30 protein-coding genes and 1 pseudogene are annotated in these 23,441 nt (G+C 52.4%); 1 reads left to right on the forward strand and 30 read right to left on the reverse strand.

Translation table 11 applies throughout. The features are described 5' to 3' along the window. Positions 1 to 120: 120 nt before the first annotated feature. The 10 genes from Q0Y09_RS05065 to Q0Y09_RS05110 form a co-directional block, all read right to left on the reverse strand. The gene (locus Q0Y09_RS05065) at positions 121 to 930 is read right to left on the reverse strand and encodes a hypothetical protein (protein ID WP_297718547.1); all 810 of its coding nucleotides are present in this window, start codon (positions 928 to 930) and stop codon (positions 121 to 123) included. 166 nt (positions 931 to 1,096) lie between these two features. After that, positions 1,097 to 1,276, reverse strand: a complete 180-nt coding sequence (locus Q0Y09_RS05070) for a hypothetical protein (protein ID WP_297718550.1) — start codon at positions 1,274 to 1,276, stop codon at positions 1,097 to 1,099. A gap of 166 nt (positions 1,277 to 1,442) precedes the next feature. Continuing rightward, a complete protein-coding gene (locus Q0Y09_RS05075; protein ID WP_297718553.1) occupies positions 1,443 to 1,973 on the reverse strand; it encodes a hypothetical protein in 531 nt (176 codons plus the stop codon). After that, complete coding sequence (locus Q0Y09_RS05080) at positions 1,951 to 2,529, reverse strand: hypothetical protein (protein WP_297718556.1); 579 nt, start codon at positions 2,527 to 2,529, stop codon at positions 1,951 to 1,953. The genes Q0Y09_RS05075 and Q0Y09_RS05080 overlap by 23 nt, the downstream gene beginning before the upstream one ends. A gap of 52 nt (positions 2,530 to 2,581) precedes the next feature. Continuing rightward, positions 2,582 to 2,965 (reverse strand): mannose-1-phosphate guanylyltransferase, encoded by a 384-nt coding sequence (locus tag Q0Y09_RS05085; protein ID WP_297718559.1) that lies wholly within the window; start codon positions 2,963 to 2,965, stop codon positions 2,582 to 2,584. 79 nt (positions 2,966 to 3,044) lie between these two features. After that, a complete protein-coding gene (locus Q0Y09_RS05090) occupies positions 3,045 to 3,275 on the reverse strand; it encodes a PF20097 family protein (protein ID WP_297718561.1) in 231 nt (76 codons plus the stop codon). A gap of 66 nt (positions 3,276 to 3,341) precedes the next feature. Continuing rightward, on the reverse strand, positions 3,342 to 3,659 hold the full coding sequence (locus Q0Y09_RS05095; protein ID WP_297718564.1) for a DUF6442 family protein: 318 nt from the start codon (positions 3,657 to 3,659) through the stop codon (positions 3,342 to 3,344). A 291-nt stretch (positions 3,660 to 3,950) separates the two neighbouring features. Next, on the reverse strand, positions 3,951 to 5,270 hold the full coding sequence (locus Q0Y09_RS05100) for a HAMP domain-containing sensor histidine kinase (protein WP_297718567.1): 1,320 nt from the start codon (positions 5,268 to 5,270) through the stop codon (positions 3,951 to 3,953). Further along, positions 5,263 to 5,976 (reverse strand): response regulator transcription factor, encoded by a 714-nt coding sequence (locus Q0Y09_RS05105; RefSeq protein ID WP_297718568.1) that lies wholly within the window; start codon positions 5,974 to 5,976, stop codon positions 5,263 to 5,265. Before Q0Y09_RS05105 ends, Q0Y09_RS05100 begins: the two co-directional genes overlap by 8 nt. A 114-nt stretch (positions 5,977 to 6,090) precedes the next feature. Then, a complete protein-coding gene (locus Q0Y09_RS05110; RefSeq protein ID WP_297718572.1) occupies positions 6,091 to 6,639 on the reverse strand; it encodes an SLOG family protein in 549 nt (182 codons plus the stop codon). A 164-nt stretch (positions 6,640 to 6,803) separates the two neighbouring features. On the opposite strand from Q0Y09_RS05110, the gene Q0Y09_RS05115 reads away from it, so the two are divergent. After that, positions 6,804 to 7,112 carry a helix-turn-helix transcriptional regulator gene (locus Q0Y09_RS05115; protein WP_154250064.1) on the forward strand — a complete coding sequence of 103 codons (309 nt, stop codon included), beginning with the start codon at positions 6,804 to 6,806 and terminating at the stop codon, positions 7,110 to 7,112. A gap of 96 nt (positions 7,113 to 7,208) precedes the next feature. Here Q0Y09_RS05115 and Q0Y09_RS05120 read toward each other — a convergent pair whose 3' ends face one another. The 20 genes and pseudogenes from Q0Y09_RS05120 to Q0Y09_RS05215 all read right to left on the reverse strand — a co-directional run bounded on the left by Q0Y09_RS05120 (position 7,209) and on the right by Q0Y09_RS05215 (position 23,423). Beyond that, positions 7,209 to 7,724 carry a helix-turn-helix domain-containing protein gene (locus Q0Y09_RS05120; RefSeq protein WP_297718580.1) on the reverse strand — a complete coding sequence of 172 codons (516 nt, stop codon included), beginning with the start codon at positions 7,722 to 7,724 and terminating at the stop codon, positions 7,209 to 7,211. Positions 7,725 to 7,756: 32 nt separating this feature from the next. Next, complete coding sequence (locus tag Q0Y09_RS05125; RefSeq protein WP_297718582.1) at positions 7,757 to 8,791, reverse strand: hypothetical protein; 1,035 nt, start codon at positions 8,789 to 8,791, stop codon at positions 7,757 to 7,759. Beyond that, complete coding sequence (locus Q0Y09_RS05130) at positions 8,769 to 8,918, reverse strand: hypothetical protein (RefSeq protein ID WP_297718585.1); 150 nt, start codon at positions 8,916 to 8,918, stop codon at positions 8,769 to 8,771. Before Q0Y09_RS05130 ends, Q0Y09_RS05125 begins: the two co-directional genes overlap by 23 nt. An 11-nt stretch (positions 8,919 to 8,929) precedes the next feature. Next, positions 8,930 to 9,757, reverse strand: a complete 828-nt coding sequence (locus Q0Y09_RS05135; protein ID WP_297718588.1) for a C39 family peptidase — start codon at positions 9,755 to 9,757, stop codon at positions 8,930 to 8,932. A gap of 14 nt (positions 9,758 to 9,771) precedes the next feature. Continuing rightward, positions 9,772 to 10,251 carry a hypothetical protein gene (locus tag Q0Y09_RS05140; protein ID WP_297718591.1) on the reverse strand — a complete coding sequence of 160 codons (480 nt, stop codon included), beginning with the start codon at positions 10,249 to 10,251 and terminating at the stop codon, positions 9,772 to 9,774. A 66-nt stretch (positions 10,252 to 10,317) separates the two neighbouring features. Next, positions 10,318 to 12,144, reverse strand: a pseudogene (locus Q0Y09_RS05145) (VirB4 family type IV secretion system protein). A gap of 15 nt (positions 12,145 to 12,159) precedes the next feature. Then, positions 12,160 to 13,104, reverse strand: coding sequence for a phosphoadenosine phosphosulfate reductase family protein (locus tag Q0Y09_RS05150; RefSeq protein WP_297718593.1), 945 nt, complete (start codon positions 13,102 to 13,104; stop codon positions 12,160 to 12,162). A 2-nt stretch (positions 13,105 to 13,106) separates the two neighbouring features. Beyond that, positions 13,107 to 13,805 (reverse strand): hypothetical protein, encoded by a 699-nt coding sequence (locus tag Q0Y09_RS05155; protein WP_297718596.1) that lies wholly within the window; start codon positions 13,803 to 13,805, stop codon positions 13,107 to 13,109. Positions 13,806 to 13,834: 29 nt separating this feature from the next. Next, the gene (locus tag Q0Y09_RS05160; RefSeq protein ID WP_297718599.1) at positions 13,835 to 14,212 is read right to left on the reverse strand and encodes a hypothetical protein; all 378 of its coding nucleotides are present in this window, start codon (positions 14,210 to 14,212) and stop codon (positions 13,835 to 13,837) included. Further along, positions 14,209 to 14,619, reverse strand: a complete 411-nt coding sequence (locus Q0Y09_RS05165; RefSeq protein WP_297718602.1) for a DUF3846 domain-containing protein — start codon at positions 14,617 to 14,619, stop codon at positions 14,209 to 14,211. The genes Q0Y09_RS05160 and Q0Y09_RS05165 overlap by 4 nt, the downstream gene beginning before the upstream one ends. A gap of 17 nt (positions 14,620 to 14,636) precedes the next feature. Next, the gene (locus Q0Y09_RS05170) at positions 14,637 to 16,337 is read right to left on the reverse strand and encodes a hypothetical protein (protein ID WP_367184353.1); all 1,701 of its coding nucleotides are present in this window, start codon (positions 16,335 to 16,337) and stop codon (positions 14,637 to 14,639) included. Positions 16,338 to 16,416: 79 nt separating this feature from the next. Next, positions 16,417 to 16,968, reverse strand: a complete 552-nt coding sequence (locus Q0Y09_RS05175) for a DUF6550 family protein (RefSeq protein ID WP_297718605.1) — start codon at positions 16,966 to 16,968, stop codon at positions 16,417 to 16,419. A gap of 151 nt (positions 16,969 to 17,119) precedes the next feature. Then, positions 17,120 to 17,665 (reverse strand): hypothetical protein, encoded by a 546-nt coding sequence (locus tag Q0Y09_RS05180; RefSeq protein ID WP_297718609.1) that lies wholly within the window; start codon positions 17,663 to 17,665, stop codon positions 17,120 to 17,122. Then, positions 17,662 to 18,057 carry a DUF4320 family protein gene (locus tag Q0Y09_RS05185; protein WP_297718612.1) on the reverse strand — a complete coding sequence of 132 codons (396 nt, stop codon included), beginning with the start codon at positions 18,055 to 18,057 and terminating at the stop codon, positions 17,662 to 17,664. The genes Q0Y09_RS05180 and Q0Y09_RS05185 overlap by 4 nt, the downstream gene beginning before the upstream one ends. Before the next feature lie 17 nt (positions 18,058 to 18,074). Continuing rightward, positions 18,075 to 18,947: a secretion protein F gene (locus Q0Y09_RS05190; protein ID WP_297718615.1), complete on the reverse strand. Its 873-nt coding sequence runs from the start codon at positions 18,945 to 18,947 to the stop codon at positions 18,075 to 18,077. Positions 18,948 to 18,953: 6 nt separating this feature from the next. Further along, a complete protein-coding gene (locus Q0Y09_RS05195; RefSeq protein WP_297718739.1) occupies positions 18,954 to 19,409 on the reverse strand; it encodes an XF1762 family protein in 456 nt (151 codons plus the stop codon). Between the two features lie 137 nt (positions 19,410 to 19,546). Then, positions 19,547 to 20,476 carry a hypothetical protein gene (locus tag Q0Y09_RS05200; RefSeq protein ID WP_297718618.1) on the reverse strand — a complete coding sequence of 310 codons (930 nt, stop codon included), beginning with the start codon at positions 20,474 to 20,476 and terminating at the stop codon, positions 19,547 to 19,549. Continuing rightward, positions 20,473 to 21,849: an ATPase, T2SS/T4P/T4SS family gene (locus tag Q0Y09_RS05205; RefSeq protein ID WP_297718621.1), complete on the reverse strand. Its 1,377-nt coding sequence runs from the start codon at positions 21,847 to 21,849 to the stop codon at positions 20,473 to 20,475. Before Q0Y09_RS05205 ends, Q0Y09_RS05200 begins: the two co-directional genes overlap by 4 nt. After that, positions 21,839 to 22,594 carry an AAA family ATPase gene (locus tag Q0Y09_RS05210; RefSeq protein ID WP_297718623.1) on the reverse strand — a complete coding sequence of 252 codons (756 nt, stop codon included), beginning with the start codon at positions 22,592 to 22,594 and terminating at the stop codon, positions 21,839 to 21,841. The genes Q0Y09_RS05205 and Q0Y09_RS05210 overlap by 11 nt, the downstream gene beginning before the upstream one ends. Then, on the reverse strand, positions 22,584 to 23,423 hold the full coding sequence (locus Q0Y09_RS05215) for an RcpC/CpaB family pilus assembly protein (RefSeq protein ID WP_297718626.1): 840 nt from the start codon (positions 23,421 to 23,423) through the stop codon (positions 22,584 to 22,586). Before Q0Y09_RS05215 ends, Q0Y09_RS05210 begins: the two co-directional genes overlap by 11 nt. Positions 23,424 to 23,441: the final 18 nt, after the last annotated feature.

Here is a 23,441-nt window from a genome sequence, read left to right on the forward strand (position 1 = left end):
GTCCCAAACAGACCGATGAAGAAGTCCTCCCGATGCGTCTTATCCGACAGCGCAAGATCCGTCAGGTTCAAAGAAAACAGCGTCATATCAAAGCCCCCGATCCGGTAGGTGTTTATATCATCAGGGGCCCAGAAGCCCGTTGTCGATGATCTCGACCCAGTGCTCCACCCGCTCCTTCAAAAAGTCCCGCAGGTCAGAAACCGTTCCTGCGGTCAGATCTTTTTTCTGCAAAATCAGGAATCGCTTGTCGATGATCTCCAACAGCAGATCCTGCGTCGCGAAGACGGGTTTGAATTCAGTGTATGGAAACTGGGCGGACACATTCCATGATGTGTTCACAGTCATCGTTTCTTCAGAAAAGATGACCTGTATGTCAGCCTTGCCCGCCGCAAAGTCGGCACGGTCCCTGCCCGCAAGTGCCTTTCGAGCCGCCCGCTCGAAGGGGTCACACCGCCTGCGGACAAGTAGGGATGCCAGGGCGACGATCAAATATTGGGCGGCCAGATATACCAGGATCGCCATCTCATCGGGATCGCCCAGCGCTGTCATGAGGAAAAAGATTCCGGCCAATAGGCTAAGGATACCCAGCGTTTTCGGCAAATACCGCCAGAGATCTACTACACCGATACCAAGGCATGACCCACCTAAAATGGCTAACAGGAGCGAGTCTGGAGTGAGAAACGCTGTGGGAAGCAATAGCAGCGCCATGCCCCAGTTGACCAGCCCCAGGATCTGCCCCTTTCGGCGGCGTCTGTCCCGAAGCGCTGCGGGAGTTTTTTTCGTCCGGTTCAGCCGGTCGGTCACCGCCCACAGCTTGGGGCAGACTGCACGGGAAACGAACTCCGTTCGAACCTCCAAAGCCTGACTTACCTGGGGGACCAGGGCGTCCGGTTCCAGAGGAGTGCATTGAAATACAAAGTTTTCTTCCATTAAAGGACCCTCATTTCTTTCCTAAACAGAGGACAATTGATAAGTAATATTTTCTTTTCCTGCTGGCCGGACTGTATATTCCTTTAGGGTAACGATATATCCACCAGCCTCCATGCCGCTAAACATCTCAAAGCCTTTTGCGCGTTTGGCTTCTATTTTTTAGTTGCTACTCGATGTCATCATCGTTTTTATTAGAAATAAGAGCCCCAACAAACATTCCTACTCCAAGTCCTATGGCTATTCCTAATATAGTATGATTAAATACCATGCCTAGGGCAGTTCCCACACCAACACCAATGCACATTCCATACATCATTTCATTATTTCTATTCGTGCTTTTTTTCATGTTGTCACCCCACAAATTCTTGTTTATTTGACAGATATTCCCGGAGGATATGATATAAATAAACAAATTCGCAACAGACCATTTGATGGCACCTCTAACAGAAAAAGCAGTCCCACTTGGGGGGCGTTAGACAAAGTACGAAAATTTCATGGTAAGACCGTCTACTTTATGTTTTGGCCGCATCCAAAGAAGAAAGTGATACCGTGGGCGGACAATGGGATATAATATCAATGATATGGCATTGGGTGTTGATGCGATAGTGTACCCACTTTCCCGGATAAAAACTTCCATCCTCAAGTTGCTGTGCATCTGTAATGTCGCTGAGACTCGACAGCAGTTTGGATTTTTCAAACAGGACCATATACTTCCCCCGGCCTACTTCATCAGAATCATAGGAACAGAAAGATTCATTCCTGACTTGGTAGAGAATATATTCGTGGAAACAGATCTCGTAAACGCACTGCTCGTTAATCTCTATTGGGCTGGTATTAGCCAATATTTCATGGAGTGCTTGTCTGGTGGCTTCGTCAGATTCATGAAACTCTGGAATGCGCCCGCCAACAGGCCCGATCTCCGCCGCCGCAATCACAAGGCGCAGTTCCTCCTGAAGCCCGTCGGACATGGAGATTAGGAAAGGTGCATGGCTGCCGAAAAATGTGTCAAGCGTCTCAAAGTCAAGTTTCGGGATTTGTTCCATGAAAGCCCCTCATTTCTTCTTCAAAATTTTTCATTGCCATCTGCCGAGTGGGAATATCGGCAAAGGTGCAGGAAAACGGTACGCCAAACAAAGGTTGGGATAACCGTTCCACCCAATGCGTCAGCACCTTCGGGGACAGGGGCCGCTCCTCCCGGAGAAAGATCACCCCGTAATAGGGTGGTACAGCCGGGGAAATCAACTGTGTCAGCGGGACACTGCTCCTGGCTGGAGCATTACAGAAAGCCAGATCCGGCGAAAAATGCGGATAGTACAGCGCCCCGACGAACCAATCCTGCTCACCATTCCTGAGCCGCTCGGCCTGCTTCAAAAAGTTGGGATGATCCGGACTCTCCGGCTCCATAAACTCGCCGTCCTGAATCGTCTGATGGAGCGCGGGCAGGTTATAGAAGTCAAAGTGAAAAAAGAAGTCCTCCCCAGCTCCACCCTCGGTCAGACTGAACTCCGCAGCATCGGGAGCATCCCATCCATCCGCACAGCGGTAAACACACCACCAGTAGTTCCAATCGTGAATATGCAGATATTTTTCAGACTTCAATGCTATCACTCATACCCTTTCTGATGCTGGACCCTCCGAGTGTGAACCTGAATCATGAATCAGCCTCTTGCACAGTTCCACAATTCAAAAGCTGGCGAACCCGTTCCACCGGAAAACAGTCCTCCAGATCTACTACTTCAAACAGGTTGGCCGGGAGTTTAGGTTCCCCAATCAGGGCCAAATACTCCGGCACCGCACAGCGGTCAATCAGAATTTTCCCCCGGCCAGCCCAATGACGGTTGCTCTCCGCTTTTTTAAGCCCGGAAATCCAGTATTCGTCCCCATTTTCTATATCGACATAGTTAGCGTAGCATCCAATGGCCTTTTGAAAGGCGTGGTCGTTAAAGTAAATCGTTTTCTTGCTCTTTGAGGTTTTCACATATCCGATCCAAGCCGGACCATCATCGGAATAACCTGTTTTCAGCTCTATATACATTAAATCATTTATCGTATTTATCTCACCTTTCTAATTTTAAGCACCAGCAGGGGACTGCAACTTATATCACTTACAATGATTACTCTTTGCACTCCATCCACATCAGTACTTTCCTGCATTTCGGACAGTGCCATGCGGGATAGTCTAAAACGGTTGCTTCAACGCTGACGGTTTTTCTTGTGAAGAAGCCTTTGATCCCTGTTTTCTGCCTTTCCTCATTGGAAGTGAACTCGTACCAGTGTCCGCCGCCCTGCCCGATGCCCTCGACGGTACCCTGTTCCATTTCCATCCCGCAATCTAAACATTTCATCTGCAAATCCTCCTATGGTTCTGAAAAACAAGCAAATCTTCCCGCCTTCAGACATTGACTTTCCGCTCATGCTGCGCCGTCCAGCATATTGATAATCGCAGAAGCCAATGCTATGAGAGCCCCTAAACCGCTCATTGCCCAAATGAGAAGGTCCGTTCTCTTTCTGCTGGATCTCCATTCACTGAAAAAATTTCCGGCGATGGCCGCGCCAAACATGGCGTTTACACCTTGATTAGTTTCTGCCCCGGTAATCAGGCCGCAGGAAGTAATGGCGATGAACATGAGCATTACGGCTGTATACTCAGACAAGTCACTTTTATTTCTGTTGTCGGAGGCAGACAAATTTTCTTGTTTGATGTTTGAACTGTCTTTCTCTTTACTCATAGCGCATCCCACCTTAACATAATTTGCAACCAGTATAAAACTCAATTCTTACTTTCCACCATATCAACTTCTTAATAATTCTTACTTTTTGCAAGAAAACGCCAGCGACTAATAGCAAAGATCAGCCTCTGGCTTCCTACCAATAGTCACACTATTTGTGCTTTGACGAAAAATATTTATACGCGTAATAAAGGATTACAAAGAAGATTCCTCCATAAATAATTTTATACAGCAAAAAGAACGAGTTATGTCCATGAGCTATGGTATAAAATATAAAGTTACTCGAAAGATCTACATATCCAGTATCTGCATATTTTTCCCTAATCTCAGGTGCTTCATTTTGGGGAGTAAGAGCCGAATGGAAAAAAATGTAGCATTCTGCTCTATGTCCACTGATCCGCCATTCCGCTCCACCAGTGTCTTGACCGTCATCAGGCCAATCTTATGGCTGGCGGCATCTGCCGGACACTTCCTCTTATGGTTCTCAATCGTAACAGAAATCTGTTCCTGTTCATCCGCTATTGTAATTATAATTGGAACCTGGGGATCTGCGTATTTCCGCAGATTAGAAAAAATATTATCGAATGCCCTGCGGATGTCCTCAATATGCAGGCGGCAAAAACATTCCGAACCAAACATGGGAAGCTGCCCCACAAGGAACCCATCTTCCTCCAGTTCGCTGCATTCCTCATACAGCAGTTGGTTCAGAAACTGCCCGCAATCAACCAGCTCTTGAAAACAGTTTGTTTCGCTATTGCGATTTACAACAAATTTGTGGAATAGCTCGTCCGTCAATACTTTCAACTGGCGGGCCTTGTCTGCGGCCTTTATCAGATAAGCCTCATACTCCGTATCCGTCAGATTCTTTTTATGAATCAATATCTCCAAGTAGCCAGTCAGCTTAGTCAAAGGCGTCCGAATATCGTGCGAAAGCGCGGCGACCAGATGATCGCTATCAGCTCTCATTTGTTCCTCATTTTCCAACAAACTTAGCAGAGATGTTCTCATAGATTCGATTTCATTCCCCAATTCTGCGATTTCGTCCCTGCCGCCGACTTCAATCCGCCTGTTTCTGCCCGATTGAGCAGACAGGAAGACTTGTTGATAGAGTCTTTTTATGCGGTGTATGGTATAAACTGTAAACGGAATAACAATTCCCAGAAACATCAAAATGCTAATTATGATACCAGCGGTGTCCCACCAGAAGAAGTAGGAATCTCCCGGAGAGTATGAAGTGGCATAAATGAAGCCGTCGGAACAGTTGATCGGTTCGTATTTATCTTCTTCATCCAGATTTGATTGCCTTTCTTCATAAAGAAAAGCTGGCGCTGTAAACAAAATAATATCAGAGTTTTCCTTATTCCACCTCGTATCTGTCAAGGCATCCCTCATAGAGAGATTGTTTTCTGTTACATATTCTTGAAAGTCTTGTACGGCTGATGCACTCTTGGCCTCCCAATATGCGTCAAACTTGGCATCGTAGAAAAACCTTTCAGCCGCCACATTAGAAATCAAATAATGCCCAAACCATGCGATGGCAAATGCGATTGCTGCGGTCGTCAGTAATTTTATACCTAATCTTTTGGAAATCCATTCTGCCAACTTATTCAATACGATACCCCTTTCCCCACACCGTTACAAGGTGGACAGGATGGTGAGGGTCATCCTCAATTTTGCTCCGCAGCCGACGGATGAAAACCATGATGGAATTACTATCCCCGGAATGAAACGGTTCTTCCCAAATGCTTTCATATATATTTTGAGCTGAGAAAGCTTGACCGGGATGGGCGAGCAACAGACGCAATATGCGATATTCTGTTGAGGTCAACTCCAGCTCTTTCCCGCATTTCCACGCCATATTGCGGCAACAGTCAATACGCAGCTCTCCCCATTCGATATACTCGGATTTTCTTGTATGGACTTTCTTCCCTTGATAGACCGTATATCTTCGCAGTAGTCCTTTCACGCGAGCAATCAGCTCAGGATAGGAAAACGGTTTGGCTAAGTAATCGTCACCACCGGAGGAATATCCCAGCACAAGATCGGAACTTTGAGTCCTTGCGGTCAGGAACAGAATCGGCACATTGGATAACTCACGAATCACCCGGCTTACCTGATACCCAGATATACCAGGCATCATTACATCAAGAATAATCAAATCAATGTTGGCTGACAGAGCTTTTAATGCTTCTTCACCAGACCCAGCCTCAATTATTTCAAAATTTTCATTTGAGAGAAGAACTGAAATAACCTCTCTTATTTCTTTATCATCGTCAACTATCATAATGCGCGTTTTTTCGCCTATAATGTTTTTCATAACCAGCCTCCGCGGATATGAGTTATGTTATCATAAGTTGCAACTTTACACTTTAAGATTGTAACACATAATCTTTAGCTGCAATAGAGTATAAATGCTGACATTTTCTTAATATTAGTAATCCTTTGTCCCATTTTTGACTGCTGCTGTATCGGGGTTTATAAGCATAATTGCGAGTTTTCCTTTTTCTGCATATCTCACCGTCTGCATTGTCCCAGACCGTAAACTCCGCTCATTGTCATAAACTGCTACAAGGAAGTCGGCATGATCCACCATGTAGCAGTTCCGTTTGATATAGCTCTCCCGGCAGTCCTCTTTCCCCACAATCACGCAGTCGGAACACATCCGCAGGAGAAAGTCCATCCGGCGTTTGCTCCGCTCATCCCACTTGGCATCGTGGCCCTCGAAGGGCAGCACCACCACCAGCTCTATATCCCCATAGCCCGGCTGTTCTTTCAGCCGCAGGATCAGCTCACCGGCCCACATATCCACGCCCAGGGCGCCGCCCACATAATACCGGCGCACCCCCTGTTCATCGTACAGCCTCTTGAACTGCTCGAACATAGCCCGCTTTATCTTTTTGCACAGCGAATAGTCCTCGCTGTATTTGAACTTGAACCGGCTCGGCCGGTGCCCTGTTACGGCGCAGGCAGTCTGCCGCATAGAATCACCCTCTTGTCCATACATTTTCTTCTTTTACACGCATACAAAGCTAAAACAGCGTAAATAATGTGTCATAAGCAGCGGTATATGGAGAATTATAACACAATCAATGTTCCTTATCCAGAAAACCTTTCTGCTATGCTAATGGGTAGTGAGGTGAAAGTATGGATGAGGCATTTATCCGCAGCCGGATCACGGAACTGCGGCTGAAAAAAGGTGTGTCAGAATATCAAATGAGCTTGGACTTAGGGCAAAACCGCAGCTACATCCAGGCGATTTCTTCCGGCCGGGCACTCCCATCCATGAAGCAGTTTCTCAATATCTGTGAATATTTCGAGATCACTCCGCTCCAATTCTTCGATTCCGAGGAAGTTAACCCACAGCTTATGAAAAAAGCGTTGGACGGCATGAGAACACTGAAGGACGAGGATCTAATCATGCTGATCGGCTTTATCAACCGGCTGCAATCCTGACAAGGCGGGGGCTGAGGCCCCTGCTTTTATTTTTCGTTTTTGAGGAAGGTCTATTACTTTTCTTTTCATCGGTAAGTATCTGTTCCCCTGTACGGTTCAAGGGGGTACAAAAATGGACTGCCCCCCAGTCCACACAGCATCCGGGCGGCAAAAATGCCGCCCGGTCTTTCTTTCAAGCCCATTGGCAAAGGAATAAGCCGGAAAAAGAAAAAAGGCGGACTGCTCCCCAGGTGTGGAATCCAACATGGGAGAAAGGCTATCTTCGGGTTTATCTGCTTCTTCGTCCGGCATAGGCGGTTCCGGTTCGGTGGGCTGCTCCGGTTCGGGCGGCTGCGGCGCCTCGGCACAAAGGGTATAGAGATTACTGGTCTGGCCGCCGTTTTTGCGCTCGTCAAACCGGGCCTGCTTGACAATGTAGCCAGCTTCCACCAGCTCGTCCAGCGCCCGCTTGACCGTGGAAATGCCATAGCCGCACTTGGCGGCTATGGTCTTGATGGAGGGAAAACACTCGCCCTCCTTGTTACAATGCAGGACAAGGACTTGAAGCACCAGCCGCGCCCTCGGCCGCAATTCAGAAGAAAACGCCCTCTCCATGTATTCAAACTTTGCCATTCTGTGATCCTCCCATTCTGATATTCTCTTTGTTACAGCCGCCGCTCTCCCAAGATATACGGCTCCACCAGGCGCTTATACAGCCTCCCATTGATCCGGTCTGCAAACAGGTCATGGGACATCTCCGCCATTTCCAACTCGCCGCCGAACAGCTCCCGGCAGTATTCCCGGAACTCTCCCGGCACACTGATGGCCACTGGGCGCACCTCCAGCCCGCAGCAGCCCTCCAGCGCCTTGTGAAAGGCCGGAATCTCATAGGGCAGGACGCTCCCGCACAACAGCCGGTGATCCGCCTCCCGGAACGCAGAGGTAGGTGCCTGCATCACGCCGCAGTCGTAGATAATAAACTGATAGTCCCGGTCCGGCTCATTGGTCAGGTAGCAGTCAATCCCGTCAATCGTGTAATGTTCGCCGGTGGGGGCCGCTTCATAGACATTGAGCAGGAGCTGAAGGTGCCGGTTAGTGTTGACCTCAATATAGGCCACCTCCGCGCCTCTGGCCGCAAGCCACGCCGCCAGATTGAACGCCGTCACCGTCACGCCGCTTCTGCGCTGCGCCCCGGCAACGGCAATACGGACATTTTGGGCGTTCCAGCGGTAGGGGGTGATCTCGTCCTCCGGTTCCGGCGCCGGTTCCTGTTGGGGTTCCGGCTGGCTTGACACCGGCGTTGGGGTCACATACCGCTGCATCCCTTCATCGGACAGCGCCTCTTTCAGCTCATCGGCGGCGTCCTCCAGCGTTTCCGCTGTAATCAGGTTCACCACCCCGATGGACAAAAGCCGCTGGATACAGCCGCTCATATCCTCACAGCCGGACAGGATCACGATGATACGGGCAGAAAACATCATCTGGAAGGACCGCAGAGCGAGGGTGAAGTCCTCGCCGCTTTCCTCAATACAGGCCGCGTCAATCAGGAAGAACTTTGCTGTGGCATAGTTGCGCATATCCTTGGTGACAAAACTTTTCAGGCTGAATTTTCCAACCAGCTTTTTGGACGGCATGAGCATTTCACGGGTCACGCCGTCGATCAGCCCGCTTTTCTGATTACTCGTCAAGTACAGCAGCATACGATGTACCTCCCATATCCATGTTTTCTACCGCTCTTTCCGGTTCTCCTGTCAGCAAAAGGACAACGCCAACCAGTACAATGGCGATGTAGATCAACAATTCAATCAGCTTGTTTCGGTTGTTCATATCATGCTCCTTTAGAAAATCGCCCAGAAGGGACCGCCAGCGGCGGCTCCTTTTCTGGCTTCATCCAGAATAATAGAGAGATCCCATTCCTGTTCGCTCCGCTTGCGGCTGGCAGGGTCGGCCACCAGGATTTTTCCCTCCGCAGTCACGCCGCGCAGGACGATAAAATGCCCGGAGCTGGTAAAGTGTCCCTTTGCCATGATCGCCACAACCAATTTCCCATCTGCCAGGGCGTCCACCATCGCCTGCGGGTTATCCGGGGGAACGCTCTCCCAGGACAGGCCGTAGGCTTCGGCGGCGGCTGGGATCAGGCTGTGATAAGAACCGTTCCCTTCGCAGCGGTGCCCATTGGCTACGGCCCATTCGCTGAGTTCCACCGGGTCGTGGGGCGTCCCGGTCAGGGTAGATGTGACAATCGCCATCGCCGTAGGGCCGCACCCGGCCTCGCCAATCGTGCCGGAGGTGCCGTACATGGTATCTGCCCACCGCTCATCCAGTTGATTGTAGTAGATCACCTCCCGGCCGCCATCGGTAAAGACCACGCCCTCATAGCTCTGGCCGCTGCCCTCAATGTAGTCCTTTTCATAAATGCCGAGCTGCTGGTTGTAGCCATACTCTTTTTGAAAATTCTCCACCACACCCACTTCATCGCCTACCAGCCATTGGGACAACATGGAGAAAGGGCTGGTAATCAAGTACAGGATAAAGGCAATCAGGAGTAGCAGGCTCAGAATGGGGGCCAGAATGAGAAGGAGCGTCCTCTTGCGGCTTTCCTCATCGGTCGCCGCCCGTGCCGCCGCCTGTGCCAGCAGCTTTGCCGTCAACGGATCAATCGCCAAAACAACACCTCCAATCAGTCCATTTCCGCGCCTATGTCCGCCAGCATCTGGTCGAACTGCTGGCGGATTTTTTCCCGTTCCCGCCCTGCGCTGTCATCCATGACGAACTCCTTTTTCCCGTCCTCATTCTCACGCACAGACACTGCATAATCCCCGTTTGCAATAAAGAAAGAAGTAAAAAGGGCTTGGATGGCTGGGGCGGGCATCCGGGAAATCTCAAAGGGTGTGGCGGCGCACTTGCTGTTCCAGGAAAAGAGGTTGCGGGCCGCATCCGCTGTCATCTTCATCCAGTCATAGTCAAATTCTTCTTTCTTCATCAGGCCGCCAAAGTCGATCCCGCCTGGGGAAAAATACCGCTCTACCTTTTCGGCAAGAACCGGATGGGATGCCATCAGATAAAGGGCCGCCTGATAAGAGCAGTCCAGTTCTCCACCCCGCCAGCGCATCGAGGACAGCTTGGTTATCAAAGACTCATACCGTTCCGCATGGTTCATCAGAAAACGCCTCCTGTTCGTGAATAAGTAAGGCGACCGGGGAGCATCCCGGCCGCCGTGGTGCGCCTACCGGCCACCCGCCTTGCCCATGTAGGCAAACTTGTAGGCCGGAATCTCAAAATTGACATGAAGCCGCTTGGAGCCAACCAGGAACAGGGCGTGGCCCCGTCGCTTGCTCTCCAATAACTCCTGCTCGGCGTCCGTCAGGTTGTAGAGGTCTGTGGTTTCCTGAAGGTTTTTGCCGTCGCAGCCCATCAGGATTTTGTAGCAGGGAATGTCCAAAAGGGCCTGCCCGTACATCTTGATCTCCGGCGCCAGAAAGTCCACCACCGAGTGGGAGATGATCGCCAGGGCGGATTCATACTTTCTGGATCGCTTCTCCACATTTCGCAGAAAGGCCAAAGATTGGGGCACCTGCGGGTCAATCATCAGGTATGCCTCGTCGCATACCAGAAGCACACGCTCCCCGCGATTGTTGCTCATCTGCTCCCAGCACTAGGTCAGCAGGTTGAAATACTGCGTCCGCTTGATGTTGTCCGCGGCGTTTTGCAGGCTGTGGGTATCCAGGCAGACAAAATGGGAGTCGGCCTCCAGCGTGCTGTGCCCGTTCCAAAGGAAGCTGTCGCTGCCCTTGGCGGCGTCATACAGCAGCATGGCGAGATCACGAAACACCGGATTGTCAGGGTTGGCCTCGGCCTTTGTTTCAATCAGGCTGTGCAGATCTTCCATAATGGGGAAATCCTCTGCTTTGAGCTGGCGAATGTCTGTGTCCCAGAAGATGCCGAACTGATGATACAGTTCAATGACCGTCTGCTTCAGGACGGCCTTCTGCATATCGGTCAGGCTCGGCAGATACAGGGAGAAAATGATCTCCAGCGTTTTGATATGGAGCGCCATGTCGGACATTCCATTTCCTTCATCCGTATAGAGCTTGTCAGTTTCGTCCTCATCGTCACGGGGCGCCGGCCTGATCTGCAAAAGGTTGGAGCGACCGTTCTTGCCGCCTCCCGCATTGAGCCAGCTTCCATTCAGGTTCCGGCACATATCCTTATATTCGGATTCCGGGTCGATACACAGGATTTTCGTCCCCTTCATATACTCCGAGAGCATGATGTGCTTGACTACGGTACTTTTGCCGATACCGGCCACACCCATGACAACGAAGCTGCTGTTGGTGCGGTCGTTCCCGCGTGTCCAGGGGTCCAGGATCACCAGCCCGCCGCTGCTGTCCTTGGCAAAATAATAGCCCCGGCCATCGCTGTAACCAGAGCTTGCGAAGGGGAACCCACCCACAAAGGTACTCATTGGGATGATACGAGAAACAATACTGTCCACCGTCCCATTGGCGGGGTAAGTGGGTGAAATGCTCTGAAACCCTTCCTTTTGCAGATTGGCAAGGGTACGGACCTTGCATTTCTGAACGCTGAACGCACTCTCTACACGGCGGCAGATTTTGGAGAAGGTCGCTTCATCCTGTGCCACCGGCATCACCGTGAGCGACATCATGGCGACGGTTTCGCCCTCCTGGTCGATTTTCTGCATGATATGCTCCCCGTCCTCGGCGGCCTTCTCCGCCCGCTGACGGGTCAGTGGGTCTTTGGCGCTGTCGGCGGCGCCCCGCTGCTGAACAATGCTCTTGGAGAGGGCAGAGATCAGGGTGCTGTTGTCAATCGGGGTAATCCCCACCGAAACAATGGTGCTGGGGATATTCGTGATTTTGGAGAGCCAGCCCATCTCCACCTTTGGGGGATAACGGACCGCCCCGTAGACTTTTCCCATGTTTTCACCGATCACAAGGCTGTTCCGCTTGATTTCCAGTCCCATCGGGGTAATGACATTCAGCAACGCTTCATTGACAGGGAGCGTTTCTTCTTTCTTCTTGGTTCCTAACAATGATACACCTCCAAATCAGTGACACGAGTAAGGCACACCGATATAATCCAACACAGAACCCAGCCCCAGCTCATGGATGCAGTAGTGATACTGTTGGGGATGGGTTTTCTCCATGAGCTGAAAACGGTTCGGTTCATGCTCCAGATGAACGCCGTACATACAATACATACACCCCGATCTGGAAACGCCGGAGGTTTTCAGAGTCGAGGTGCCGTTCTTCTTTTTGACCTCCACAATATCCCCATAGATAGAGGCATAGGGGATGCCGGTCATTTTCAGATACCGCAGAATATCTTCCTCCCGCCAGAAAGCAAGGGGCTGACTGAGGGGGCGCTTGCGCTCATATCCGTTGCAGCCGAATTGCAGCCACTTTTGTTCCCGCAGCTTGCTCTCGCAGGCCAGCACTCCCGTAATAGGATGCCGCCCGGACTGCTGTTCAAACTTGTTCAACGGGGCCTTTTTCATGTGGTAACAGCACCGGGCTGAAACCTCAAAGGGGGCGTCCAGAAGATATTTATACTTCTCACAGTTGTAGATCGACTTCTTTCCGTCCTTATTCAGCAATTCACCGTTCAGGCGGGCCAGGCGGTAGGGTTGACCCTTCCGTGCGCCGCTAATCACATCGGACACCTCCTTGGAAATGACTGGATAGCCGTATTTCTCAATAATTTGAGTAAATGGATAGCGTGGGCGAAGCCAAATCACATTGTCTTTCGTTTTTACAAAATCGCGCAGTTCGGGGTATTCAAGCCCCGTGTCCACATACACAGCGGGAATATCCGGGCAGACCTGCCGTGCCAAATCAAGGAGTACCGCGGAATCCTTGCCGCCCGAAAAGCTGGTAAAGACCTGCCCGTTGTACTCCCTGTACCATTCCAATATTTTCATCTGCGATACTTTGATCTTTTTTTCGAGGCTCCAACCCTGCATGATGTTCAAATCCTGCCGGGTGTGCTTCATTCTTAAACAACACCTACACTTTCTAAAATCGGGATCGCTGCTTCAAACCCGGCGTCCTCTAAATGAACATAGGCCGGGTTATTCACCAGATTGCACAGCCGTACAATGTCCTGCTGCTCCAAAATCTCGCTCTGGATGCCGCAGTCGGCAAAATAGCCGGACAGATATTTCAGCTTTTGAAGCAGCTCTCGCTCTATTCCGTCAACCGCCTTGTCCCAGATTTTGATGTAAAACTGTCGTTCCACCACCTCGCCGGAGAGGGCAAACCCACCCATCTCCACGATCTCATGCTTCAGCAATTCCTTCTGTTTGATATTGGAGGAAGATGTGAGAGTGGAGGACAGCTCTGCCATCAGGGGAGAAATATCCACCGGGCGGGAAACCGCCAAAAGCTGAAACGGGTATTGGCCGCTGGACAAGCTGGCCGTGAGCTGCTTGGCAATCAGCCGTTTTTCATTCTTGCTGAACAGCTCCGTGCTGATGGGAAATATTTTCAGGTACGCCAGTGCCATACCGTCACGGGTGTAGAGGAAGCTCCCGCGAATGTCCTTGACATTGACAAACTCATTGGCGGTCATCTGCGCCAGTTCTTCCTTATCCCTGCTCTTGGCCTTCTTGCGCTTTTCTGAGAATTTCAAAAAAAGAAGCGTACCGCCTCCCAGCAGTACGCATACCAAAATCATAATGATTGGCAGCAGCAACCTATCAACCTCGCTTTCCTTGCCGCAGTTTACAGTTCCAAATCATCCTCGTCCTCCCATTCCTCCGGCTCCTGATCTTCGGCAAAATCGAGAGAAAGAGAATCCAGAGGAAAGGAAAAGCTGTGGGCGCCAATCCGGTCAAGCTGACTGGCCTCGCGCAGCGCGTCAAAACGACGGCTGAGATCGGCCAAATCTTCCTCACTGGCCCGTATCGTTTCTCCTTCGCCATAGAGATAGGTTTCTACCTCTACACAAATTGTGCTGTCTTTGGGCTGGCTTGCAAGGTCATCCCGGATAACAGTATCATCCAGAAGGTCATCCGCACAGTCAGGACATCCAGCGGCAAAGTATTCCACCCACATTCCATATTCAGAGGACAGGGTTACGACAGAAAACATCTTGCTCATTTTGAACCACCACCTTTCCGGTTCCCGAACAACAGCCGCAGAAATTCCTCCATGTCTTTCGCTGACTGCACCTCAAAGGTCACGGCAGAAGGCCGTGGCTCTGTAAAGTAATCTCGAAAATAGGCGATCTGTTCCTCGGTCAAAGAAACACCTCGTCCCTCCGAGGTGTCGCCATAGAGGAAAAAGGTTCCCCAGATGGTATCCGGCCCGTACTGACGGTTTTTCGGCAGCCCTGCCAGCTTTCCAGTCGCATTGCAGCAGAGAACTGTTTCACAGGGCAGAGGGATACACTCAATATCCCCGCCCACAAGTTCCTGCCGGTGTTCCAGGGAATCCTCCAGCATGGCCGTATAGGGTGCCTGCCCAGGTTCAAAGACCATAATCCGAATCGTTCTGTTGTCATTCATATCCATTCTCCTTTTCCTTACGGGTTGCCCGGTGCGATATGCCAATCATCATAGAGGGAGCCGCTGATCGACACGGAATCGGTGAGATTGGCGCAGAGCATCCCGGCCGGAGTCCAAATATCCATCACATGGGTATTGACCGTATAGTTCCCATCGGGGAACCACACCGGCGAAAAATGGACCCGCTGCTTGTAGGTGCTGTAAATGTTTTCGGCAAACTGAAACCGGGCTGTTTTTCCGCTGGAGAGCTGCTCCAATAAGCGCCAGTAAATCGAATAGTTAAATTCCGGGAAGTAGGAAACCGCCGTCTGTCCGTAGGTGTAGTGGGACATGGGCGCCGATGTGCTGACCGTGGCGGTAACAGTGTTGCTCACGCCATAGCCAGATTTCATGGTGTCCCCGGCCGCTGTGGGCACCTTCTCATCCGGTTCAATCCTCGTGGTGGCGGTCACGGAGGCGGAATAGTTGTCCCGGAAGAAATCATACCAGCCCTCATCCACCCAATATCCATCACCATCGCCGGTGCTGTGCCACACCCAATACGGGTGCCACTGCGCCCACCACACGCTCCATGCGGCGTAGGACTTTTCCTCCCGGCTGGGGATGCTGCTGGGCCGCCAGCTTCCAGCGGTGTCAGTGGCTTTTGGGTCCGGCGGGTCGTTGCCGGAAAGATCGACCACCTTTGCCTTGATGATGGTCTGGCTAAGTGTCCCCCGGTTTGTGCGTACCGTGATGATAATATCCTGTGGTTCGGATGGGGTGTGCCACTTCACCCACGCAAGCTGACTGTCCCCCTCCGGGATGACGATATTGCTCATGCGGTAGGTGCTGCCCTTGATGGTGAAGGTCACGGTAGCGGGGCCATCCGGGTTGATCTCAGAACCGGCATAGAGCGTCACCGGCGTTATCACATCAGTATCTATCCGGTATTCGTAATCATAGTCGGTGGGTTCCGGCTGTTCCGGTGGCTGTTCCTCAAACCGGACAATGCCCATACCCAGGTAGGCGATGATTGTGTCATTGGAGCAGGTTTTGTTGGTGGCGCCGGAATAGGCTGCAAAGCCCAAATCTGAATATTCAAGGTACATCGCCAGCGGAAGGTTTTTATGGGTCAGGCTCGTCATGGTCCTGCGCAGGGCGCCGCCCGTCAGGTTATCGTAGAGGGCCGCTTCATGGGCGGTCATGGCGTACATAACTCCATTGTGCTTGAAGTAGGCGATTGGCTCCAAAAACAATTTATACTTTCCCGTTATCAAATCACCATAAGAAATACCCGTAAGTTCTGCGATATAACGGACAATGATTTCATCACAAAAATATTTCTTAATTGCTTCAATACTCGCCTTGCTACTGCCGGTGCTGATGATCCTCGGCATTGTAATTGCAGGATTGTAGTAAACATAGCTGCTTGTTGTCGGAGAGATAGAGCTTCCATCCCTATATTGGATTTTTGATACCTTGCCGAAATGGATTTTAATTGCGGGGGTCTTGCTTGTTAAGTCAATAGAAGCGGATGCCGGTTTCTGCGTTTCGGAGTAAACCACGGTAACTCTTACTCCATCCATGCCCGGATTCCATGAGTTCTGCGAGGTCCCCTGTCCCATATTGCCGCCACCGCCGTCCACATTCCCGCTGCCTCCGGTATCGGCCAGGGCACTCATAGGGCAAATGCCCAGGATAAGCAAAAGGCTCAAAAGGAAGGTAAAAATCCGTTTCAAAAGCGCACCTCCAGTCTGCTGATTTTTGAAAAAGGGCACAAAAAGAGTACGGCACTTCTGCCGTACTCTTAATGCGATATTAGCCCATACTGCCAACCTGATTTCCGGTCAATTCATCTCCATCATTACCAACCGGAATCCCAACAGAGCTGCCTCCTTCATCGGGAATCCAACCGAAGCCCTCGATGTAAATAGCGCCGTTCTGTGTATCTCCGTTCTGGGGCTGATTGGCAGCGGGATCAGAAACAATCGGCTCATTGTTCTCGCTGGCCGCCTGCTGTTCCTCCGGGGACGGGGCAGGTGGTGGAGTGCTTTCCGGCTTTTTCTCACTGTTGGTCAAATCAACATCCACCTGATCCTCCCGCTCTACATCCAGGACGGGATCAGCCTGTTCCTGCGCGGGGGTGTTTTCCGGCGCGGAAACATCGGGAACCTCCACTGTGGGCGTCGTAGTTTCTTCCTCCGGGGGCTGGCTCACATCTTCCGTTGTAACATCCGTGGGGGCAGCGGCCGGGTCCGTCCCAGTTGGCTGATCGCCTTTGCCGAGCATAGACACAGAAACGCCGATCACGAGCAGCAGCACCGCCGCCACACCGACAATGGCAAGCAACTTCTTATTTTTTGCGTTCATCTGGAATCCTCCTTCAAGGTAAAATTATATCAAAAAATCAATGTATTCCCCCGCTCTCATTATATCAGTTGCACAATATCGGCGTCCAGGTGGAAGAACACACAAACATTTTTTGCGCTATGGAAAACCGCCAGGCAGAAATAGACAAAATCTAAAACCGAGGAACATATTTGGCATTCAGCTTCATAGTGATCTGCATGGGCGGCAGATGGCCGAACCCAAAGGAAAGGGGCACCTCCACCGTGACCGTTCCTGTCACATTGAGCTGGGTAATCCCTGCTGGCGCGGAGGGGGCAAGCGGGGCGTTCTCCAACTCCATGTGCAGATCGTAAAAGCGGTATTCCAAATCCGGCCCCGCGTATTTCAGATACCGCCCATCCTCATACACCAGGCCCAACACCTGTTGTAGCCGGTCATATACATTCCCGGTGGTCACATTCTGCGTCCAGGACGAACCGGAGAGCTGGTAGCCGCCCGAATACCCTTCCCGCAGACCGGGGTAGGCTTCATCCCAATTCTCCGTTGCCACAGCTACGATAGCGGATTGAACGGAATCCCGGACGCCCTGTGCCACGATCACCAACCGCATATATTCAAACACTACGCAGGCCAGAATCAGACAGCAGACCACCACCGCAAGAATCATGGGCGTGCCCTGCCCAGACCTGTCTTTCAAAACCGTTTTCAGCCTGTTCATTTCCAATATACCTCCGAGATTCCTGTGGCCCTTGCGGTGAGCGTGACCGGGAAGGACGCAAATTCCCCGAACAGGCCGAGATTGACGGTGGTGGTGAGTGTCACCGTCACCTCATTGCCAAGCTGAATTTTGCCGGTGTCGCTCCATGAAATATCAGGGTCAAGTCCGGTTTCCTCCCGGAGATCTGCCGCTTTCGCGCTGGTGGCGGAACCGACCCGCCCGTTGATCTCCGCTGTCCGCACCAACTCATCCGCAAACACATCCAGGTTTTGTTTCGCCACAAACACTGGAGCTATGCGGACCACCAGTGCCAGACCCAGAGCAACCGCCAAGACGAGGACACACACATCCACAAAGCCCTCACCACGCTTATTTTTCAGAAGCCGCCTCAAACAGCCACCTCCCTCCATCAGAACAAATCTCCAAAGGCTTCCAGAACCACATAGCCCAGAACACCCAGATACATCAGCAGGAAACAGCCCAGCAGCATAAAGGAATACTTCCGCATTTTTCCCGGCTGCTTCATGGCCTCCAGCTTCAGCTTTTGGAGTTCAAGCTGCTTGAAGGTCATGGAGAGCATTTGAAAGTACATAATGCCGTTGTCGCCGCGCTTGACGGAAATCAGCCCACGCACCACATCGGAAAGCATGGTGCTTCCAATCCGGCTCTCCCACCGCGTCAGAGCATTTTCCTCGTTGCCGGAGGCCATATCCGCAATCGTGATCTCCAACTCCCGTTTCATGGCGTGACCTGCGTTGTGCTGATAGGCTTTCAGGATATTCAGCACATCACGGGAGGAACGAAGCTCCTGTTCCACGGTATTGACAAAACGGGGCAGCTCTGTTTCAATCTCTTCCCGCCGCTGCTGGACAATCTCATCCGCCCGTTTCTGCTCCTTGAAAAAGACAGCTATCGCCAGAAAGAGGATCACCGGCGCCAGGATAGGGAATATCAGCAGGGCCGGAATCACCAGCAGCCCAATCAGGCCAGCCTTGACCCAGGCTGCCGCCACATAGGTTTCTGGGGACATCTGAATTTCTGCGGATTTAAGCTGAGCCTCCAGTTTGCGCCGTTTATAGGCGTCCATCCGAACCAGAGGTGCGGCCTTTGCCGCCATATCGAACAGGATGGCGTTCATGCTGTTCTTTTTCGCCTTTCCCCGATTCGTGACGGTCAGCACGGCTTTTGTACTGGCGGAAGTGGGCAGCCGGAGAAGCCCGGCCAGTAAAAAGAACGCTCCCAGGCCAAAGAGCGTTCCGAAACATAGTAAGATCAAATACAACCTGTTTCACCTCAATTCTTTGTAGTACATTCGTTTTGGACCAGTGTTCCGGCTCTCCGTCCGGGGACGGCCTGGCACATTCCAGCTCCCGCCGCCCCGGAGTCCCGGCGCGCATGACCACCCGGAGGCCCGCAGGCTGGCCCCGTTTTCCTCCGCCAGCGTATAGGTGATGATCTTCTGAAACCCCATCTCTCTGGCGATTCGGGCGCAGCGAGCGTACAGAAAACTGCACCCATTGGGGATGCCGTCTGTACAGAGTCGTGTCACTTCGGCGGTCTGCCCGTCATCCAAATGCCGGGAGACTGGCCGCCCAACAACAGCAACACCGTGAAGCACCCCCAGACCATCGGTGATCGCCACACAGAATTTACAGCCCTGCGCCCGCCCGCTGTGGCGGTGGTGCTTTTCAATAAAGCGGTTTGCCTCACGTAAGCTGATTGGAATGATCTCCGCGATTCTCACCTCCAACGAAAAATGCCCACCGGGAAGGTGAGCAAAATGGTTTCATCTGCTTTGAATTGGAAATATCAGGTTCTCTCATTTCCGTAAACTCAAAATAGCGGAAATATCTCGCCTGATTTTGGAGTGGAAAGTTCCACTTATCTTTTGTACTCCACTGGCTTTGTCAGCCGGATGACCGCCGCAAAGGAAATGAGCAGCACCAGCAGGCAGACCGCTAAAATACCCTTGCCGAAGCCGGTGTTCACCAACACATCGTACCAGTCTTTGTTCAGGAAGTAGAGCAAAGGGATGTTGCCCACCAGCAGGAAGGCCATTGTGATGAACTCCTTAAACGGCTCATACATCAGGTAGTCCAGCTCCGCCGCCACGATCCGCATATCGGACAGCTTGGCGATGATGGGGGTGAGGGTGCTTTTCAGGCTCTTATCATCCTGACAGGCGATAGCGGCATCCACCCATTCCCGAAAGATATAGTTGTCCAGCTTGGGCTTCATGTTGGAGAGGGCCTGCTTCACATCGGCGCTTATCATGCCGGTTTCGGCCAAAAAGCCACGGAACACATCGGCTACGGGCGGGTTCAGGTAGTGAATATTTTCCTCTACGGCGGTGATGATGCTCTCGCTGCGCAGATAGGAGCTGGTGATGATGGACAGCCCGGTTTCTATCTCGTTGTTCATCAGCTTTTTGTAGCTGTGGGAGGTGAACAGGACATACCAGAACGGAATCAGCCCCATGCCAGCCGCCAGAACCGGCAGCATGAAATAGTTTTGAATCACAATGCAGATCACCGCACCCATAGCCGCCAGGAACAGGGAGAGAGCGCAGAGGGCGGCAAACTTGCCGCCCCTGCCGGTCAGGACCATCATTTCCTTGGCTTCCCGCACCGTCTTTTTGATGCCTTTAGCCTCCTTGGGGTGATTGAGCTGTCCAATCTTCTTTGAGATTGGCACCTCTCGGCTGGCAAAGGATCTCGTCAAGTCCTCCGCAAACTCAAAGGGCGTCATGCCCAGCAGCAGGAAAATACCGGCCAGCATACCGGCAAAGGCCAGCAGAATCAGTACAATCAAGCGGGTTCCTCCTTCCCATCGTCTATGTCCATCCGCCCACCGGCGATCTGTTCCAGCAGGCGGGGAGGCATCCCATTCTCCAGCAGCCGCTTTTGGAGGCTTGCCGAGATCGGAGACACCTTTTGAAATTCGCCGCGCACCTTTATCTTGCCGTCCTCCACAGCGGTTTCCGACACATGGTAGCGGTAGAGGGTGTGGAGCTGCCGGGTTCCGTCCTCCAAAATCTCACATTCGGTAATTTCCATCACCCTGCGGCTGTTGTCCTCCAGCTTCTTCACAAAGAGGACAATGGGAAACGCCTCCGTCACCAGGTTATACAGGGTCTTGTCGCCCATGTCGTATTTCTGGGTACACAGCGTCACCATGCGGTAGTAGGTGGCCTTGCAGCTATTGGCGTGGGTTGTGGTAATGACCGCGTGGCCGGTGCGGGCCGCCTCCTGCGCCGCAAACGCTTCCGCCGACTTCATCTCGCCCACGCACACTACATCCGGGTCGCAAGTCAGGGCGAACTCCAAAAGCCGCTCCTGATCGTAGTTCTGCTTGGGGTCATCGGAAAAGCGGGTGACGGTGTGGACTACATTGTTGAGGACATTCCCATCGGCGTCCTCCTTCACCAGATCAAACTCCCGGCACCCGTTTTCAATGGTAAAGATTCTCTTTTCATTGGGGATGGTGGAGAGAATCCAGCTCATCAGAGTGGTCTTGCCGCTGCCGGTGGAGCCGGTGACGCAGATGGACAGTCCGAACCGAAGCACAGCCGCCAGAAAATCCAGCATTTCGGCAGTGGCTGTCCCATAGCGGACAAAATCATCCCGCCCAAGCTTTTTGGGGTTTACAATTCGGATGGAGGCCGCCACGCCCTTATCCTTGTCGGTCAGCGGATTCCCCAGAACCGTGATACGAATTTTATTGGAGAGATGGCCCACCACTCCCGGCTGGCTGTTGTCGAGGATCATCCCGGATTTATGAAGCAGCCTGCGGACCACATCCACGGCGTGCTGCGGGCTTTGAAACCGCTCCTTGGAGGGAACCACGCGCCCATCCGCATAGGTGATCTTGGTGTCCTTCCAGGAGTTGATGTTGATTTCCTCCACATCACTGGCAAAGAGGTAGGGCGTCAGGAAAGAGAACTCGGCCATTTCCGTATAGAGCTTGTCGATCAGGGCCTCGTGGTCCATACCCTCCACACCCAGGCTGTAATCATTAAGATACTTGGCGATGTAGGCGGTGATCTGCTGGCGCTGTTCCTCCGGGTTGTCGGTTATCAGGGTGGAATACTTGCTGGCAAGGTACTCCTGCACCTGTGCCAGCACCTCCGCAAACGGGCGCGTATTTTTGCTGGTATTGAAAAAAAGACCGATGTTATTTGCCATCTCCGAATACCTCCGCAGCGATGGCGGCGATGACCGGCTCATAGCTCTTGGCCTCTTTCCCGGAAAGTGGTTCCAGCAGCTTCAGCGTGGCCGCCTGTTCCTCCACGATGGGAAGATAGGGCAGCCAGTACTTCACCCCGCCAAATGAGTTTTCATATTCCATACCGCCCTGATAAGGCCGGGTGTTGGACAGCACCCGGATGTGCTGCTCCGGCTTGAATTTCCGGTCCTCGATCAGCGGAAGATAGGACGCAAAGTAGGAGATCGCTTTCAGGTCGCATCCGCACACCCGCAGCACATCGTCCGCCACCTCCAGCGCCGCCGTCGCCAGCACATTCCCGGTCAGGACGCTGGTGCAGTCCACGATCACATAGTCTGCGATATGCCGCAGAAGCACCAGCATATCCACCGCCTTTTCCTTGCTGTACTCCGCGTAGGTGAACACATTTTCCCCGGCCTTGTAGCCCAGGAAGCTGATATAGGGGTGTTTTTCGCAGGGGACGCAGGTTTTCAATACCCACTCCTGCGTCATGCCGGGAGCAGACAGCAGTTCGCCCACGGACACCTCCGGCAGCTTCCCCTCCGCCGCCACAGCGGGGAGCGAGGGGGCGGTAAGGTCGGTAAACACCAGCACCACATTTTTCTTCCGCTTGGCAAGCTCCGCCGCCAGCTTGACTGCCGTGACCGTTTTTCCGGCGCCGGGACTGCCCCATACGGCAAGCATCTGTTTCTGCTTATTCGCCATCCGCTGATTCCACCTCCTGCTTCTCTGTGCCGTCTGTGGGCTGCCCACTGTCAGCGGGCTGGATGCCCTTATTGCCGAACTCTGCCTCCGGTTCAGCAAAGAAGGCGTCCTGCGCCGCCAGGAACTTTTCGGCATTGGCGCGGGCACCCCGGTAGACAAAGGCCAGGTGAAGGCTGTTGGATTCCTCCAAATGGGCTAAAAGCTGGGCCTGTTCGCTGTTTACCAGCAGGGTGATGGTGGCGGGCAGGGTTTCCTCTGGGTTTTCTTCTTCCTCATTTTCCCCCGGCGCCTGATATTCCTTGTCCGCGCCGGAACTCTGGGTGGCGGCAAGGACCTCCACATATTTCAGCTCCGGGGGTTGGGTGGTTTCGCCGGTGTCCTTGTCGGTGGCAAAGAGCATGATAATATCGCCCGCTTCCACCTTGCCGGAACCACCCTTGGCAAAGGTGGGGATGGTGACGGAAATCGCCACCTTGGAACCGTTCAGTTGGGTCAGGTACTCGTACTGCGTCAATGGCTCCGAGGACAGCCACGCCGTATTCACATCCGTATTTTTCCGCAGTTCCACATCGGTGTATCTTCCCACTACCTCATCCAGAGAGGTGGCAACGCTGTCCTCCATGCCGGAGGCCCCTCTGGTGTAGACCTCCACCATGTCCGCCGTGATGTATGTCCCCCGTGGGATTACCTCGGCCTTTACCCGGACCGCCTCCGTCTGGGCTTTTAGGCCCTCGTTGAAAAGCGGTGTGATCCCAAAGCAGACCAGAACCGCCAGCAGGATGCACACCGCGCCGACGACCGTCCGGCTCCGAAAAATATTCTTGTTCAATTTGATACCTCCATTTGT

The sequence above is a fragment of the Intestinimonas sp. genome, from assembly GCF_026169115.1.
GTDB lineage: Bacteria > Bacillota > Clostridia > Oscillospirales > Oscillospiraceae > Intestinimonas.

What these genes read in the sequence shown, in the direction of transcription:
- Q0Y09_RS05140 (WP_297718591.1), bottom strand. Translation starts at nt 10,251, where the DNA reads ATGAACCATGCGGAACGGTATGAGTCTTTGATAACCAAGCTGTCCTCG.
- Q0Y09_RS05160 (WP_297718599.1), bottom strand. Translation starts at nt 14,212, where the DNA reads ATGAGCAAGATGTTTTCTGTCGTAACCCTGTCCTCTGAATATGGAATG.
- Q0Y09_RS05175 (WP_297718605.1), bottom strand. Translation starts at nt 16,968, where the DNA reads ATGAACGCAAAAAATAAGAAGTTGCTTGCCATTGTCGGTGTGGCGGCG.
- Q0Y09_RS05075 (WP_297718553.1), bottom strand. Translation starts at nt 1,973, where the DNA reads ATGGAACAAATCCCGAAACTTGACTTTGAGACGCTTGACACATTTTTC.
- Q0Y09_RS05210 (WP_297718623.1), bottom strand. Translation starts at nt 22,594, where the DNA reads ATGGCGAATAAGCAGAAACAGATGCTTGCCGTATGGGGCAGTCCCGGC.
- Q0Y09_RS05090 (WP_297718561.1), bottom strand. Translation starts at nt 3,275, where the DNA reads ATGAAATGTTTAGATTGCGGGATGGAAATGGAACAGGGTACCGTCGAG.
- Q0Y09_RS05065 (WP_297718547.1), bottom strand. Translation starts at nt 930, where the DNA reads ATGGAAGAAAACTTTGTATTTCAATGCACTCCTCTGGAACCGGACGCC.
- Q0Y09_RS05085 (WP_297718559.1), bottom strand. Translation starts at nt 2,965, where the DNA reads ATGTATATAGAGCTGAAAACAGGTTATTCCGATGATGGTCCGGCTTGG.
- Q0Y09_RS05110 (WP_297718572.1), bottom strand. Translation starts at nt 6,639, where the DNA reads ATGCGGCAGACTGCCTGCGCCGTAACAGGGCACCGGCCGAGCCGGTTC.
- Q0Y09_RS05165 (WP_297718602.1), bottom strand. Translation starts at nt 14,619, where the DNA reads ATGAATGACAACAGAACGATTCGGATTATGGTCTTTGAACCTGGGCAG.
- Q0Y09_RS05070 (WP_297718550.1), bottom strand. Translation starts at nt 1,276, where the DNA reads ATGAAAAAAAGCACGAATAGAAATAATGAAATGATGTATGGAATGTGC.
- Q0Y09_RS05120 (WP_297718580.1), bottom strand. Translation starts at nt 7,724, where the DNA reads ATGGCAAAGTTTGAATACATGGAGAGGGCGTTTTCTTCTGAATTGCGG.
- Q0Y09_RS05105 (WP_297718568.1), bottom strand. Translation starts at nt 5,976, where the DNA reads ATGAAAAACATTATAGGCGAAAAAACGCGCATTATGATAGTTGACGAT.
- Q0Y09_RS05150 (WP_297718593.1), bottom strand. Translation starts at nt 13,104, where the DNA reads ATGAAGCACACCCGGCAGGATTTGAACATCATGCAGGGTTGGAGCCTC.
- Q0Y09_RS05130 (WP_297718585.1), bottom strand. Translation starts at nt 8,918, where the DNA reads ATGAACAACCGAAACAAGCTGATTGAATTGTTGATCTACATCGCCATT.
- Q0Y09_RS05125 (WP_297718582.1), bottom strand. Translation starts at nt 8,791, where the DNA reads ATGCTGCTGTACTTGACGAGTAATCAGAAAAGCGGGCTGATCGACGGC.
- Q0Y09_RS05095 (WP_297718564.1), bottom strand. Translation starts at nt 3,659, where the DNA reads ATGAGTAAAGAGAAAGACAGTTCAAACATCAAACAAGAAAATTTGTCT.
- Q0Y09_RS05205 (WP_297718621.1), bottom strand. Translation starts at nt 21,849, where the DNA reads ATGGCAAATAACATCGGTCTTTTTTTCAATACCAGCAAAAATACGCGC.
- Q0Y09_RS05180 (WP_297718609.1), bottom strand. Translation starts at nt 17,665, where the DNA reads ATGAACAGGCTGAAAACGGTTTTGAAAGACAGGTCTGGGCAGGGCACG.
- Q0Y09_RS05115 (WP_154250064.1), top strand. Translation starts at nt 6,804, where the DNA reads ATGGATGAGGCATTTATCCGCAGCCGGATCACGGAACTGCGGCTGAAA.